The 13,905-nt window shown below is 73.0% G+C and carries 15 protein-coding genes; 7 read left to right on the plus strand and 8 right to left on the minus strand.

The window, feature by feature from the left end:
• The first annotated feature begins 168 nt into the window (after nucleotides 1-168).
• Nucleotides 169-603, plus strand: a complete 435-nt coding sequence (locus ACWEGE_RS07475; RefSeq protein WP_449659600.1) for a hypothetical protein — start codon at nucleotides 169-171, stop codon at nucleotides 601-603.
• A gap of 64 nt (nucleotides 604-667) precedes the next feature.
• Here the strand turns inward: ACWEGE_RS07475 and ACWEGE_RS07480 are convergent, their stop codons facing one another.
• The 6 genes from ACWEGE_RS07480 to ACWEGE_RS07505 all read right to left on the minus strand — a co-directional run bounded on the left by ACWEGE_RS07480 (nucleotide 668) and on the right by ACWEGE_RS07505 (nucleotide 6,496).
• Nucleotides 668-1,408 carry a ribonuclease activity regulator RraA gene (locus ACWEGE_RS07480; RefSeq protein ID WP_449659601.1) on the minus strand — a complete coding sequence of 247 codons (741 nt, stop codon included), beginning with the start codon at nucleotides 1,406-1,408 and terminating at the stop codon, nucleotides 668-670.
• An 86-nt stretch (nucleotides 1,409-1,494) separates the two neighbouring features.
• Entirely contained in the window at nucleotides 1,495-2,949 is a 1,455-nt protein-coding gene (locus ACWEGE_RS07485; protein ID WP_449659602.1) for a sensor histidine kinase, read from the minus strand.
• The gene (locus tag ACWEGE_RS07490) at nucleotides 2,946-3,638 is read right to left on the minus strand and encodes a response regulator transcription factor (protein ID WP_449659864.1); all 693 of its coding nucleotides are present in this window, start codon (nucleotides 3,636-3,638) and stop codon (nucleotides 2,946-2,948) included. The genes ACWEGE_RS07485 and ACWEGE_RS07490 overlap by 4 nt, the downstream gene beginning before the upstream one ends.
• The gene (locus tag ACWEGE_RS07495; RefSeq protein ID WP_449659603.1) at nucleotides 3,635-4,756 is read right to left on the minus strand and encodes a streptophobe family protein; all 1,122 of its coding nucleotides are present in this window, start codon (nucleotides 4,754-4,756) and stop codon (nucleotides 3,635-3,637) included. The genes ACWEGE_RS07490 and ACWEGE_RS07495 overlap by 4 nt, the downstream gene beginning before the upstream one ends.
• Complete coding sequence (locus ACWEGE_RS07500; RefSeq protein WP_449659604.1) at nucleotides 4,756-5,520, minus strand: ABC transporter permease; 765 nt, start codon at nucleotides 5,518-5,520, stop codon at nucleotides 4,756-4,758. Before ACWEGE_RS07500 ends, ACWEGE_RS07495 begins: the two co-directional genes overlap by 1 nt.
• Before the next feature lie 73 nt (nucleotides 5,521-5,593).
• On the minus strand, nucleotides 5,594-6,496 hold the full coding sequence (locus ACWEGE_RS07505; RefSeq protein ID WP_449659605.1) for an ABC transporter ATP-binding protein: 903 nt from the start codon (nucleotides 6,494-6,496) through the stop codon (nucleotides 5,594-5,596).
• Nucleotides 6,497-6,721: 225 nt separating this feature from the next.
• Between ACWEGE_RS07505 and ACWEGE_RS07510 the strand changes: the two genes are divergently transcribed.
• The 3 genes from ACWEGE_RS07510 to ACWEGE_RS07520 are packed head-to-tail and all read left to right on the plus strand — an operon-like array spanning nucleotide 6,722 to nucleotide 9,017.
• Nucleotides 6,722-7,435, plus strand: a complete 714-nt coding sequence (locus tag ACWEGE_RS07510) for a dihydrofolate reductase family protein (RefSeq protein ID WP_449659606.1) — start codon at nucleotides 6,722-6,724, stop codon at nucleotides 7,433-7,435.
• A gap of 23 nt (nucleotides 7,436-7,458) precedes the next feature.
• A complete protein-coding gene (locus tag ACWEGE_RS07515; RefSeq protein ID WP_449659865.1) occupies nucleotides 7,459-7,815 on the plus strand; it encodes a YciI family protein in 357 nt (118 codons plus the stop codon).
• Nucleotides 7,812-9,017: an RNA polymerase sigma factor gene (locus tag ACWEGE_RS07520; RefSeq protein WP_449659607.1), complete on the plus strand. Its 1,206-nt coding sequence runs from the start codon at nucleotides 7,812-7,814 to the stop codon at nucleotides 9,015-9,017. Before ACWEGE_RS07515 ends, ACWEGE_RS07520 begins: the two co-directional genes overlap by 4 nt.
• Before the next feature lie 48 nt (nucleotides 9,018-9,065).
• Here ACWEGE_RS07520 and ACWEGE_RS07525 read toward each other — a convergent pair whose 3' ends face one another.
• Both ACWEGE_RS07525 and ACWEGE_RS07530 read right to left on the minus strand, forming a co-directional pair.
• Nucleotides 9,066-9,494, minus strand: coding sequence for a hypothetical protein (locus ACWEGE_RS07525; RefSeq protein ID WP_449659608.1), 429 nt, complete (start codon nucleotides 9,492-9,494; stop codon nucleotides 9,066-9,068).
• 181 nt (nucleotides 9,495-9,675) lie between these two features.
• Nucleotides 9,676-10,845 carry an epoxide hydrolase family protein gene (locus ACWEGE_RS07530; protein ID WP_449659609.1) on the minus strand — a complete coding sequence of 390 codons (1,170 nt, stop codon included), beginning with the start codon at nucleotides 10,843-10,845 and terminating at the stop codon, nucleotides 9,676-9,678.
• A gap of 82 nt (nucleotides 10,846-10,927) precedes the next feature.
• Here ACWEGE_RS07530 and ACWEGE_RS07535 point away from each other — a divergent pair, with 82 nt between their 5' ends.
• The 3 genes from ACWEGE_RS07535 to ACWEGE_RS07545 all read left to right on the plus strand — a co-directional run bounded on the left by ACWEGE_RS07535 (nucleotide 10,928) and on the right by ACWEGE_RS07545 (nucleotide 13,865).
• Complete coding sequence (locus ACWEGE_RS07535; protein ID WP_449659610.1) at nucleotides 10,928-11,494, plus strand: CGNR zinc finger domain-containing protein; 567 nt, start codon at nucleotides 10,928-10,930, stop codon at nucleotides 11,492-11,494.
• A 264-nt stretch (nucleotides 11,495-11,758) separates the two neighbouring features.
• The gene (locus ACWEGE_RS07540) at nucleotides 11,759-12,949 is read left to right on the plus strand and encodes a glycosyltransferase 87 family protein (RefSeq protein WP_449659611.1); all 1,191 of its coding nucleotides are present in this window, start codon (nucleotides 11,759-11,761) and stop codon (nucleotides 12,947-12,949) included.
• Nucleotides 12,950-13,016: 67 nt separating this feature from the next.
• Nucleotides 13,017-13,865 (plus strand): SCO6745 family protein, encoded by an 849-nt coding sequence (locus ACWEGE_RS07545; RefSeq protein ID WP_449659612.1) that lies wholly within the window; start codon nucleotides 13,017-13,019, stop codon nucleotides 13,863-13,865.
• Nucleotides 13,866-13,905: the final 40 nt, after the last annotated feature.

The raw sequence follows: 13,905 nt of genomic DNA on the forward strand, positions 1-13,905 counted from the left end.
ACGTTGCGCGGTCGCTTGACGCCGTCCAGCCGCGGCTGACAGGTTCGGCCTGGCGAGAGCGTCTTCGCGGCGCTCTCGGTAACTGGGGTCGGCACCGGGACGGATTTCCTTCGGCGTAGCACAGCTCGCCCGGATTTCCCTGTGCCAGCATGAGAACGGAGTCATACGATGCGTAACAAGATCGCGGCCGTGGCCGCGACGGCCGCGTTGGTCGCCGGCGGGACACTCCTGACCGCGACGTCGGCGTCGGCGCAGGTGGACCCGCCCGGCGGCAGCTGGGACCACACGTGGACCACCACGGACGCCGCCAAGGGTGGCACCATCTACATCGAAGAGAACGGCGACGTCGTCTCCCTCTGCGACACGGCGGCCGACGGGCTCGCGCCGCGGGCCACGATCTCCGTCGAGGAGAGTTCCGTTCCGGGCGCCTACGACATGCGTTACACGCTCACCGCCTCCGGCGGACTGGGATCCTGTGACACGGCCAGGGCGTCCGATGGCGGCACGCACAACCTCCCGGAGAACTGGAACATCGGCGTCGGGATCTACCTGGGCCCGAACTACCAGCACTCGAGCCAGCACTACTACTTCAACGACCACTAGGGGTCTCGCGGTGGGCTTCGCGCGCCGAGCCGAAGCCCACCGCGGTGCCGGACAGGGCCGGGCCCTAGCCCCGGCCCTGTTCGGCACGCCACCGTTCGTACTCGGGCCGGGCCTCGTCGGAGAGCGGGTAGTACCGCCGCAGGTCGCCGCCTTCGGACAGGCGGATCCGGGAGAACTCCTCCCATTCCGCGTGCTCTTGGGCGTGCTCCACCAGAGCGGGCGCGAGCTTGACCGGCACCACGACGGCTCCGTCGTCGTCGGCGACGATGATGTCGCCCGGCTCGACGAGCGTGCCGCCGCAGGCCACCGGTACGTTGACGGCGGCCGGGACGATGCCGGTCTGGGCGTGGAAGTTCGGGGTGGCGCCGCGGATCCACAGCCCCAGGCCGAGTTTCTTGGCTTCACCGGTGTCCCGCAGGCACCCGTCGACGACGACGCCGGCGCCGCCGCGGCCCTTGAAGTAGGTCAGCATCATCTCGCCGAACACGCCGCTGCTCATGTCCCCCCGCGCGTCGACGACGATCATGTCGCCCGGCTGCGTGTGGTACATGACGTGGCGGTGCAGCTGTTTCTCGGGTTCCTCGTACTCGTCGACCGGGTAGAGGTCCTCCCGTTTGGGCAGGAACTGCAGCGTCAGCGCGGGGCCGGCGACGCGCACGCCGGGCGTCACCGACACCGGGCCGCTGATGAATGCGCTGCGGATGCCCATGCGGCTGAGTTCACCGCTGGCGGTCGCGCTGCCGATGGCCGCGAGGGCGGCGCTGAGCTCGGCGGGCGGGCGAACTATGTCGGGCGTCTCGTCCACTTCGGTAGCTCCCTGGGGCCGCTTTGACCGTAACTGCCGGAGAACTCCGAGCCTAGCCCGGCGAACCCGCTTTCGCGATGTTCGGCTCAGCCCGTGAACCCGTTCTCCGGCAACGGCAACGCGAGCCGGAAGCAGGCGCCTGCCCCGGGCGCGGTCTCCAGTTCGACGTCGCCGCCGTGGGCGCGGGCCAGTGAGCGGGCGATGGCGAGGCCCAGGCCGGCGTCGGCGCCGGGGGTGCGCGTCCGTGAGCGGTCGGCCCGGTAGAAGCGGTTGAAGACGCGGCTCGCCTGCCCGGCCGTCATGCCCGGGCCCTCGTCGGCCACCTCGAGCACCGCTCGCCCGGCCACCGTGCCGACGCCGATGCGCACACGCGTGCCCGGGGGCGTGTGGGCGGCGGCGTTGCCCACCAGGTTGGTGACGACCTGCCGCAGCCGGGCCTCGTCGGCGTCGACCGGCGCCGGGCCGGGCGGGCCGTCGCCCCCTGGCCCCGTCAGGGAAACGGGGCGGGTGGGGTCGAGCGCGCGCAGGTCGTGGCGGGCGTCGCCGGCCAGGGTGCGCAGGTCCATCGGGGCCCGGTCGAGCTGCTCGTCGGGTGCCTCGTCGAGCTGGGCGAGCAGCAGCAGGTCTTCGGTCAGCGCGGTGAGCCGGGTGGCTTCCCGGTCGATGCGACGCATCGTTGCGTCCACATCGGACGGTCCGGTCAGCCCTCCCATCCGGTAGAGCTCGGTGGACCCCTTGATGCCGAACAGCGGGGTGCGCAGTTCGTGGCTGACGTCGGAGACGAACGTGCGCATCCGCGCCTCGGACGCGGCCCGGTCGGCGAAGGCCCGTTCGAGCTGGCCGAGCATGGTGTTGAGCGACGCCGCCAGGTGCCCGAGCTCCGTGCCGGGCGACGCGAGGTCCGGGACGCGCCGGGTGAGGTCGCCGCCGGCGATCGCGGCGGCCGTGTGCTCGATCCGGCGCAGTGGCCGCAGGCCCCGGCCGAGGGCGAACCAGCCCGCCGCGGTCAGCGCGACGAGCAGCGCGGCGCCGGTGGCCAGGCTGCTGGTCCGCAGCTGGGCGATCGTGGCGTCGGCTTCGGCGAGCGGGGCGGCCGAAACGACCGTCCCGCCCCAGTGGGCGGCCGGCCGGGCGACGGCTCGCCAGCGCTGCGAGGAGTCGGCGGCGGCCAGGTCCACGGCCGTCCCGTCGGCCGGGACCGTGCGCAGGGCGTCGATCGGCGGCAGGATCGCGCCGTCCACCCGGGACGAGTGCAGGCCGCCGGCCACCGCGCCGCTCGCGTCGAGGTAGACGACGTACGGCGTGCCGAACAGCTCCAGCGCCGGGTCGACGAGGTCGGGCCGCACGGTGGGGCTCACCGCGGGCGGGGGCCCGGCCGCCCGGGAGATGAGCTCGGTCATCGAACGCAGCTGCCCGTCGAGGCGGTCGAGCTGGAACCGCTCGAGCTGCCCGGAAACCAGCGTGCCGATGAGGGTCAGGCCGGCGAGCAGCAGACCCGCGGTGAGCAGCAGCAGCCGGGACCGCAGCGAAAGCCGCTTCACCGGCGGGGCTCCCGCAGCACGTAGCCGACGCCGTGCACGGTGTGGATCAGCTTGGGTTCGCCGGTGTCGACCTTGCGCCGCAGGTAGGAGATGTAGGTGTCGACGATGCCGGCGTCGCCGCCGAAGTCCTCCCGCCACACCCGGTCGAGGACCTGCGCCTTCGACACCACGCGCCCGGCGTTCTCCATCAGGTAGTGCAGCAGCCGGAACTCGGTGGCCGACAAGCGGATCGGCTGCCCCGCGCGCGTCACCTGGTGCCCCTCGGCGTCGAGCGCGAGCGCGCCCACCGTGAGCACGCTCGCCGGGTGGCCCGCGGTCCGGCGGAGGATCGCGCGGATCCGCGCGATCAGCTCCGCCAGGTCGAACGGCTTCGTCACGTAGTCGTCGGCGCCGAGGGACAGGCCGCGGACCTTGTCGGACTGGCGGTCCCGCGCGGTCAGGAACAGCACGGGCACCGGCGCGCCGTGGCCCGGGTGCCGTTCGCGCAGCCGCCGGACCACCTCGAAGCCGTCGGTGTCCGGCAGCATGACGTCCAGCAGCACCAGGTCGGGCGGCTCCGCGGCGGCCGCGGCGACGGCTTCCCCCGCCGTCGCCGCCGACGTCACCTGGAAGCCCGCGAACCGCAGCGCGGCGGAGAGCAGCTCGCGGACGGTCGCCTCGTCGTCCACCACCAGCAGCCGGGACGTCATCGCTTCCATACCCGCGAGGATACGGAGATCCCGTCGGCCAGCAGGGCGCCCGCGAAGCCCGCCACCGCACCGCCCGCGAGCCCGGCCACCGACGCCAGCAGCGGGTTCGCCGCCACCCGCACGGCGGCGACGGGCAGCGAGAAGCCGAACGCGCCGACGGTGACGTCGACGGAAATCCGCGACAGCAGCGTCACGACGGCGAGCACGGCACCGGTCGCCGGAGCGAACCACAGCGCGAAGCCCGCGGCCCGGCGCAGCGGTCCGCCGGGCCGGCGGCTCCGGGCCGCGAACAGGACGCCGCAGCCCAGCAGCAGCACGGCCGACAGCCCGAGCAGCGGGCCGCCCGGCGAAACGGGCACAGCGGGTACCGCGCACGAGAACCCGCCCGAGGAGCTGATCGTCCACGGCACGCCGAGCCCCAGCAGCACGGCCGCGCACACCAGCTGGGGGAGCGCGAGCAGGACACCCCCGGCCGCCGCGGCCCCGCCGAAGGTCCAGGCCGCGGCCAGGCACAGCCCGGCCAGCCCGGCGGCCGGCCACCGGGCGGCACGCAGACTCGTGGCCACCGCCGGCAACCGGGTCGCGAGCCGGCAGAGGCCGACGACCGCGAGCGATCCGGCCACCGCACCGAGCACCGTCGGCCCCACGGGCACGGAGAAACCGGCGGCGAACCCGCCGGAAAGGGGCAGCCGCGGGGCTCGTCCGCAGCCTCCGGCACCGCCCACCGTGCCGCCGCCCGGGATCGTCAAAGCTCCTCGGGCGAACAGCGCGATCACGGCGAGTGCCGCCGCCAGCGCCACCACCGCCGCGGCTCCGCGGACGAGCCACCCGTCCGCACGCCGCCGCAGCAGCAGCGCCCCCAGCACGACCGCACCGACCACGGAGACGCCCAGCGGCACCACGTCGAGGCCGCCCCGCACCGCGACCGGGAGCCCACCGGCCGGGACGGCGCCGACCTCGGCCGAGCCGCCCGCGGCCGCCGCGACGGCCGCGGCCGTCAGCGCGCCGAGGTCCCCGGCGCGGCCGGCACCCAGCAGGACCAGGCCGGCCGCGGCGACCACCGTCATGGCGAGCACCGCGGCGGCCGCCGCCACCAGGCCCCGGCCCACCTCCCGCATCAGACGTCCCGGCGCCGGAAGAGCACGAACGCCACGGCCAGCACGGCGGCGACCCCGGCGCACATCCCGGCCAGGTTCAGCCACGGGTGCGGGAAGTCCGGATCGGGCACCGTCTTGAAGACCGCGGCCGCGCCGAGCGTCGGCCAGTAGAAGAGGAGGCCGTGCAGCCACGCCGGCAGCAGGCCCGCGAAGCCGGGGACCAGGAAGACGATCCCGACCAGGGTGGCGAGCGCGCCCGCGGTCGCGCGCACGATCGTGCCCAGCCCGACCGCGAGCAGCGCGATGGCCGCGAGGTACAGCCCGCCACCGGCCACGGCGGAGAGCACACCGGGATCACCCAGCCGCGCGTGCGGGACGCCGTGGGCGGCGAGGACGGCCTGGCCGAGGAAGAAGGCGGCGAACATCAGCAGCTGGCCCGCGGCCACGGCGACCGCGACCGCCACGACCACCTTGGCCGCCAGCAGCCGGTGCCGCCGGGGCGTCGCGGTCAGCGACGTCCGGATCAGGCCGGTCGCGTGCTCGGAGGTGACCACGAGGATGCCGAGCACCCCGATGACCAGCTGCGCGACGACGTACGACAGCAGGCTGCGGCCGGTCGGGTCCCACGGCTCGTCACCGGGGTACTGCTTCGCCGCGGTGTTCACGGCCAGGGCGGTGATGCCGAGCCCGGCCGCGAACAGGCACGCGAGGGTGTACCAGGTGGAGCGCAGGCTGCGGAACTTGATCCACTCCGCGCGGACGGAGCGGGTGAAGGGCACGCTCATGCGCACACCTCGCTGACGCTCGGTGCGCCCTGAGCGGGAAGCGCTGTGTCGAGTGATTCGCTCGCAAGCTCGCTCATGCGGTGGCTCCCTGGTATTCGACGCTGTCCTTGGTCAGCTCCATGAAGGCGTCCTCCAGCGAGACGCGCTGCGGGGTGAGCTCGGCGAGCGCGACGCCGTGGTAGGCCGCGAGCTTCCCGATCTCGGCGCTCGTCAGGCCGGACACGACGAGCGAGGCCTCGGCCCCGGCCCGCACCGCGGCCCCGGCGGTGGCCAGCAGCCGCCCGAAGCCGGGCTCGGGCGTGCGGACCAGCACGGTGCCCTCGCCGCGCACGAGCTCGCTCACGGCGGTGTCGGCGACGAGCTTCCCCCGGCCGATGACGACCAGGTGGTCGGCGGTCTGCGCCATCTCGCTCATCAGGTGGCTGGACACCAGCACCGCCCGGCCCTCGGCCGCCAGAGCGCGCATGAAGCCCCGGATCCAGCGGATCCCCTCGGGATCGAGCCCGTTCACCGGCTCGTCGAAGATCAGCACCCGCGGGTCGCCGAGCAGCGCCGCCGCGATGCCGAGGCGCTGCCGCATGCCCAGCGAGAACCCGCCCGCCCGCCTGCCCGCCACGCCGGTCAGCCCGGTCCGGGCGAGCACTTCGCCGACCCGGCGCCGGGGGAGACCGTTGCTCGCCGCGAGGACCAGCAGGTGGTCGTGCGCCGTGCGGCCGCCGTGGACGGCCCCGGCGTCGAGCAACGCGCCCACCTCGGTGAGCGGCACGGGCAGGTCCCGGTAGCAGCGGCCGCCGATGGTGACCGAGCCGAGCGTCGGCGCGGCCAGGCCCACGATCATCTTCATGGTCGTGGACTTCCCGGCGCCGTTGGGGCCGAGGAACCCGGTCACCTGTCCGGGTGCGACGGTGAACGACAGGTCGTCCACCACGGTGTCGGGCCCGTACCGTTTGGTCAGGCCCCGGATTTCGATGGTCATGCCGCGAGCGTGGCGCACCCGTCTGGCCGGTTCCTGGGAAGTCCTGGGAGAACCCGGTGAATCCGGCGGCCCCGGGGCGGTGCGGGCCGGGATCCACCCGGGAAATCGCAACCGCGCCGCGCCGGCTGGATTTTCTCCGCGGCGCGTGTCGAGAATGGACGGCCGGCTCCGACTTCAGGGGCAACGGCGGCCGGTGGGGCCGCCACCACGAACGGAGCGTGAAAGATGACCAAGGTGACCGCCCAGATGTCGGTGTCACTCGACGGCTGCTACACCGGCCCGCGGGCCGGCCGGGACACCGACTGGATGCGGAGCCCGGAAGCACCCGGGTTCTTCCGGGTCACCCGGTGGGCCGTCGACGCCGCGGCTTGGCGCGAGCGGCAGGGCTTCGACGGCGGCGAGCCGTCGATCGACTCGGAGATCGTCGCGGAGACGTTCGCCGCGGCCGGCGCCTACGTGATGGGCCGGCGCATGTTCGACGCCGGCGAGGTGCCCTGGGGCGACGAGCCGCCGTTCCGGGCGCCGGTGTTCGTCGTCACCCACCGCCCGCGGGAGGTGCTCGAACGCGCGGGCGGCACCTCCTTCACCTTCGTCACCGAGGGACCCGAGCGGGCCGTCGAGCTGGCCCGGGCCGCCGCCGGTGCCAAGGACGTGGCGATCGCCGGCGGCGGGGAGGTCCTGCGCCAGGTGCTGGCCGCCGGGCTGCTCGACCAGCTCGAGCTGCACGTCGTCCCGGTGCTGCTCGGCGACGGCCAGCACCTGTTCGGTCCCGGCCTCGGCCTCGGCGCCGAGGACGGCATCGAGCTGGTCCCCACCCGGGTGGTCGACACGCCCGGCGTCACCCACCTGCGCTACACGGTCACCGGGCAGGCGAAGCTGGTGCTGGACGACCGGGGCGCGAGCGGCGAACTGGTCGGGCCGGCGCAGGCGCAGCGGTGAGAGAGGACCGACCCGTGAAGTACATGCTGCTGATCTACGGCAACGAGGAAGCGTTCACCTCGGTCGGCGCGGAGACGCTGGCGGAGATCATCCGCGAGACCGACGCGCTCAACCAGGAGCTGTTCGAGTCGGGCGAGCTGATCGGCGCCTGGGGCGTCGCCGACGAGCTGAACACGAAGATGGTCCGGGTCACCGAAGGCGGGACGCCGGTGGTGACCGACGGTCCGTACGCCGAGGCCAAGGAGTTCCTCGGCAGCTTCATGATCATCGACTGCGACGGCATGGACCGGGCGCTGGAGATCGCGGCCCGCACCCCGTCGGCGCGCTACTGGGGGATCGAGGTCCGGCCGCTGATGCACGAGGCGACCGTCCAGCCGTGACCGGCTGGCAGGCCGTCCGGCCGCTGGTCCCGGAGGTGCTCGGCGTGCTGGTGCGCCGCTACGGCCAGTTCGACGCCTGCGAGGACGCCGTCCAGGAGGCGCTGGCGGCGGCCGCGGCCCAGTGGCCGGTGCAGGGGTGGCCGGAGAACCCCCGTGCGTGGCTGGTGACGGTGGCGTCGCGCCGCTTCGCCGACCAGCTGCGCGGCGATGCCGCCCGCCGGCGGCGGGAGGCGGCCGACGCCCTCCGCACCCCGCCCGCCGGTGGCGAGGTCGAAGCCGGTGACGACACGCTGACGCTGCTGTTCCTGTGCTGTCACCCGGCCCTGACGCCCTCGTCGCAGATCGCGCTGACGCTGCGGGCCGTCGGCGGCCTGTCGACCGCCGAGATCGCCCGGGCCTTCCTCGTGCCCGAGGCGACCATGGCCCAGCGCATCAGCCGTGCCAAGCACCGCATCAAGGTGGCCGGGGCCGGCTTCGCGCTCCCGCCACCTGCCGAGCAGGCCGCCCGGCTCGGCGTCGTGCTCCAGGTGGTCTACCTCGTTTTCAACGAGGGTTACACGGCCACGTCGGGGACCCGGCTGGTGCGGGCCGAGCTGACGGCCGAGGCGATCCGCCTGGCCCGCGAGCTCCACCGGCTGGTCCCCGGCGACGGCGAGGTGGCCGGGCTGCTGGCCCTGCTGCTGCTGACCGACGCCCGCCGCCCGGCCCGTACCGCACCGGACGGGTCGCTGGTGCCGCTGAGCGAGCAGGACCGGACGCGCTGGGACGCCGAAGCCATCGCCGAGGGCGTGGCGCTGGTGACCGGCGCCCTGGCGAGGGGCCCGGTCGGCCCGTACCAGCTCCAGGCCGCCATCGCCGCCGTCCACGACGAGGCGTCCACGGCCGGCGCCACGGACTGGCCGCAGATCCTGGCCCTCTACACGGTCCTCGAGCGCGTCGCCCCCAACCCGGCGGTGACGCTCAACCGGGCGGTGGCGCTGGCCGAGGTCCGCGGGCCCGCGGCCGGGCTGGCCCTGCTGGACACCCTCTCGGCCGACGAGCGCATTTCCGCCTCCCACCACCTGGTGTCGGTCCGGGCGCACCTGCTGGAGCTCGCGGGCGACCTCGACGCGGCTCGCGCCGGTTATCGCGAGGCGGCCCGGCGGACGCTCGGTGAGCCGGAGCGGCGGCACCTGCTGATGCGGGCCGCGCGGCTGGGGTGAGCCGGTGGCCTGCCGGAGGCTCGAGGCGAGCCCCCGGCGCTGCCCACCTCAGCAGTTCGGGCCGTCGTAGGGGTTGTAGAACGTCCGGGCACCGCCCAGGTCGGAACCCGCCGCGTAGACGTGGACGGTCACCGCCCAGACGCCGCACCCGCGGGTGTCCTCGCCGGAGAACGCGGCCCACGTCGTCTCCGAGTGGCAACCGCCGCTGTTCGCGCGGTCCTTGCCCCACCAGTTGTACTTGTCGATGTAGGTGGAGATGTGGATGCGCCACGAGACGGATTTCCCGTCGCAGCTGTTGTCGACGAGCTTCGACGACGTGATGGTGAACTTCTGGTAGCTGTCCCACTCCAGGCTGCCGGAGAGGATCGCCGCGGTCTTGGAGATGCCGATGTTCTCGGCGGCCAGTGCCGAGCCCGCCGAGAAGCACATCAGCACCGCGACGAGCGGGACCACGATCAGGGCGTGCAGCTTTCTCATCTGTCTCCTTTGGACAAGGTCGATCACCCGTCATCGCGGCGGCCCCGGCCGGCGTTATCGCGTTCGGGGAACAGCCCGGATGATCAAGGAACGGGGGCGGGAAATCGTTGCCCCGGCGATGATCGGCAGGCGGCTCGCCGCAGGTTCCCGGCCCGTCGCTCGCAACCCGCACGCGGGATGCTCACCGGGCGGCCAGCACGGCCGTGAGCCCTTCCCGCAGGTCCTCGACGAAGTACCCGGGCACCTCCAGCGACGGGAAGTGGCCCCCGCGCTCCGGCGCCCGCCACCGGACGATCCGCCGGTACCGCTCCTGCGCCCACGGACGCGGGCACTTCTCGATGTCGCGGGGGTACATGGTGATCGCCGACGGGACGTCGATCCGGAGTTCCGGGTCGAGCGAGTCGTGGCTCTCGTAGTAGATGCGGGCCGCCGACGCGCCGGTCCGGGTCAGCCAGTACAGCGTGACGTCGTCGAGGACGCGGTCGAGGGAGATCGTCTCGAACGGGCTGTCTTCGGTGTCCGACCACTCGGCGAACTTGTCGAGGATCCAGGCGAGCAGCCCGACCGGTGAGTCGACGAGCGAGTAGCCGATGGTCTGCGGCCGGGTCGCCTGCTGCTTCGCGTACGCCGCACGGCGCTGCCAGAAGTCGCGGGTTTCCTCGGCCCACCGGCGCTCGAGCGGCGTCAGCCCGTCCGTGGTCAGCCCGGGCGGGCCGGACGCGAACGTCGTGTGGATGCCGAGGACGTGCCCGGGGAACCGGCCGCCGAGGACCGTGGTGATGTTGCCGCCCCAGTCGCCGCCGTGGGCGGTGAACTCCGGGTAGCCGAGCCGGCCCATCAGCTCCACCCAGGCGGCCGCGATCTTTTCGGTGCCCCACCCGGTGGTTCCGGGCTTGTCGCTGTAGCCGAAGCCCGGCAGCGAGGGGACCACGACGTGGAACGCCGGCGCGCCCGCGTCCGCCGGATCGGCCAGCTGGTCCACCACGTCGACGAACTCCGCGATGCTGCCGGGCCAGCCGTGCGTCAGGAGCAGGGGAGTGGCGTCCGCACGGGCGGACCGGCGGTGCAGGAAGTGGATGCCCAGCCCGTCGACGGTGGCGCGGAACTGGCCGATCCGGTCGAGGCGGTCTTCGAACGACCGCCAGTCGTACCCGGTGCGCCAGTAGTCCACGACGCCGGCCAGGTCGGCGAGCGGGACACCCTGGTCCCACCGGCGGCGGCCGGGTGCGGCGCCTCGCACGGTCTCGGCCTCCGGCAGCCTCGCCGCGGCCAGCCTCGCGCGCAGCTCGTCGAGGTCGGCGTCCGTGGCGCGGGCTTCGAACGGGTGCACTTCGCTGATGGAACGGGACATGAGACCTCCTCGGCCATCGTTGAACCGGCTAAGACGGTTCTAACACGGCGCCAAGACGACGGCAACCGGCTAAGGTGGTTCCATGCGTGCCGGCTTCCCCGACTTCCGCCTCGGTTCCGAGCTGGCGACCAGCTTCACCGCGACGCTGACCGAACGCCGCGGCGACCCGGTGGAGCGCATTCCGACACCGCAACGGCTGGTCGACTGGCTGGCCGTGAGCGGCCTCGCCGTGGACTCCTGCACGGCCGCCCAGTTCGACCTGGCCAGGGAGCTGCGGGAAGCGATCCACGCGGCCGCGACGGCGGCCGCGATCGGCGACCCGCTGCCCACGGCCGCCGTCCGGGTCATCAACGATCGCAGCGGCCGGGGCCGGGCCGCGGCGGTGCTGACCCCCGAAGGCCGGCGCCGATGGCGGCTCACCGCGTCTTCGGGCGTGGAGGACGCTCTCGGCGTGATCGCCGCCGACGCGATCGCCATCATCGCGGGCGAACGGGACGGGAGGCTGGCGCTGTGCGCATCACCGACCTGTCGGGCCGCGTTCTTCGACACCAGCCAGAGCCGCACCCGCCGGTGGTGCGACATGAACACGTGCGGGAACCGGCAGAAGAAAGCGCGGTTCAACGCCAAGAAACCCGCAGCGGCGGAGTGATCGCCGCCAGCCGGTGGCGCACCTTTTGATGTGATGTATATCACATGTCGTCACAGTAAGATTGTGCGCCGATTCCGCGATAAACCTGCAGATTTGCCAGAAAACGCTCAGCGGCGGGGAGTGTTCGCTGTGTCTGGCCCCAACTGTGTGGCAAAAAAATCGGTGGGGGAGACGGCCGAGGTGGTGGCAATATCCGAGCGTGCGGTGCGAAGACCGGCGGGGCGGGGTCGGGTCCGGCGCGACCGGGTTCGACACTGGTACCTGGTGGGTCTCGCCGTGGCCATCGTGCTGCTCGCGTTCGCCGTGCGTTGGTCGCTGGTCCGGTACGACACTGCCGATTACCGCGACTTCCTTCGCCCGTGGTACGAATTCATCATTCAGCACGGCGGTTTCCGCGCTTTGCGAGAGGATTTCACCGATTACAACGTCCCGTACCGCTATCTCCTGGTGTTGCTGACCTACCTGCCGTTTCCGCCGCAGGGCGGGATCAAGGCGCTGTCGGTGTTGTTCGATCTGGTGGCCGCGTATTTCACCTACCGGATCGTCGCTCTGAAGTACCGCTCGCGCTGGACGCCCGCGGTCGCCGCGTTGCTGGTTTTCATGCTGCCGACCGTGGTGCTCAACGGCGCCATGTGGGCGCAATGCGATTCGATCTACGCCTCGTTCACGCTCGGCGGCGTCTACCACCTCCTCCGGCGGCGGCCGTGGTGGGCGTGCGCGTTCATCGGGCTCGCGGTGTCCTTCAAGCTGCAGGCGATCTTCATTCTGCCGCTGCTGCTGGCGGTGGTCCTGCTCGGCCGGGTGCCCTGGCGCGCCCTGCTGGTCATCCCCGCCGTCTACCTGGCCCTCGACCTCCCGGCGATCGTGCTCGGGGCCGATCCGATCCGGTTGCTGACCATCTACCCGCGTCAGTCCGGCCTCTACTCGGAGATGACGCTCAACGCACCGTCGGTCTGGCAGTTCTTCCGCGGCGTCCGGGACACCGGTGTCATGCACACCGCCGGGCTCCTGGTCACCGTCCTGCTCGTCCTGACCGTCTGCCTGCTGCTCCTGCTCGCCAGGGCCGAACCGACGGGCCCGCGGATCGTGCTCATCGGCACCGTGTTCGTCATCCTGGTGCCGTACGTGCTGCCTTCGATGCACGAGCGGTACTTCTACCTCGCCGACCTCCTCACCGTCGTCCTGGCCTTCTACTTCCCCCGGCGCCTGTGGTACGTGCCCATCGGAGTGCAGTTCGTTTCGCTCCTGAGCTCCATCCCGGGGATCTTCGAATCCCCGGGCGGCGAGCGCGCCGTCGGTCCGGTCGACTTCCGCGTTCTCGCGGCCATCGAGCTCGCCATGCTGATCGCCGTCGGCTACCACGCCATCCGGGAGTTCCGCCGTTCGGACGAGGTCCCCGACGAGGACGGTGATCCCGTCCGGCAGCGCGAGCCGGCGGACCCCCGGCCCGGGTGAGGGTGCCGGAAGTTTCCTCCCGTCGCGACGGCGAACTCCGTACCGACTGGATGGTATGTTGGCGCGCGTGATCGAAGCGGCGCGCCGGACCTGGCGACTCATCGAGCCCTACCACGGCATGATCTACTTCGCCCCGGAAGCCGCGGCCGCCTACCGGGAACTCGGTCTCTCCGGCCGGGCCGGCTACTTCGCGTCGAGGTCGGCGGCGCTCGGCGCGGTTCCGGCCCCGGTCGTGATTGCGACCTTCTACAACTTCAACCCGGAGCTCGTCCGGGAGTCGATCTCCGCGGCCTGGGCCGCCACCGACCCGGAGGCCGTGCTGGCCGCGCGGTACGCGGGGGCCGACCAGGCGTTGCGCGGCGTCCTCGGCGACGCGATCGGCTCGCCGGAGATGCGCCGGGCCGCCGCGCTCCTGCGGGACGCCGCCGAAGCCGTCGCCGACGACGTCACCGGCCGCCCGCTGTTCGCCGGCCACGCGGCCCTGCCGTGGCCCACCGAGCCGCACCTGGTGCTGTGGCACGCACAGACCCTGCTGCGGGAGTACCGCGGCGACGCCCACATCGCCGCCCTGCTGACCGCGGGCCTGAACGGCATCGAAGCCCTCGTCACCCACGCCGCCTCCGGTGCCGTCCCGGCCGAGACCCTGCGCACCTCCCGGTCGTGGTCCGAAGAGGACTGGAACGGGGCCGTCGCGAGCCTCCGCGAGCGGGACTGGCTCACCGGTGACGCCGAGCCGACGTTCACGTCCGAGGGCGCGGCTCGCCGGGCGGAAATCGAGCGGGCGACCGACGAGAACAGCGTGACCCCGTACGCGCACATCGGCGAGCCCGCCTGCGACGAACTGCAGGCACTCGTCCGCCCGTTCAGCCGGGCGCTCGCCGAAAAGCTCATGCCCTGGGTGCTCGCCAGGAAGTAGCCGGTGACGCCGGTGTCCGTGTCTCGCCGGCGAGACACGG

It is taken from the genome of Amycolatopsis sp. NPDC004747 (assembly GCF_053601335.1).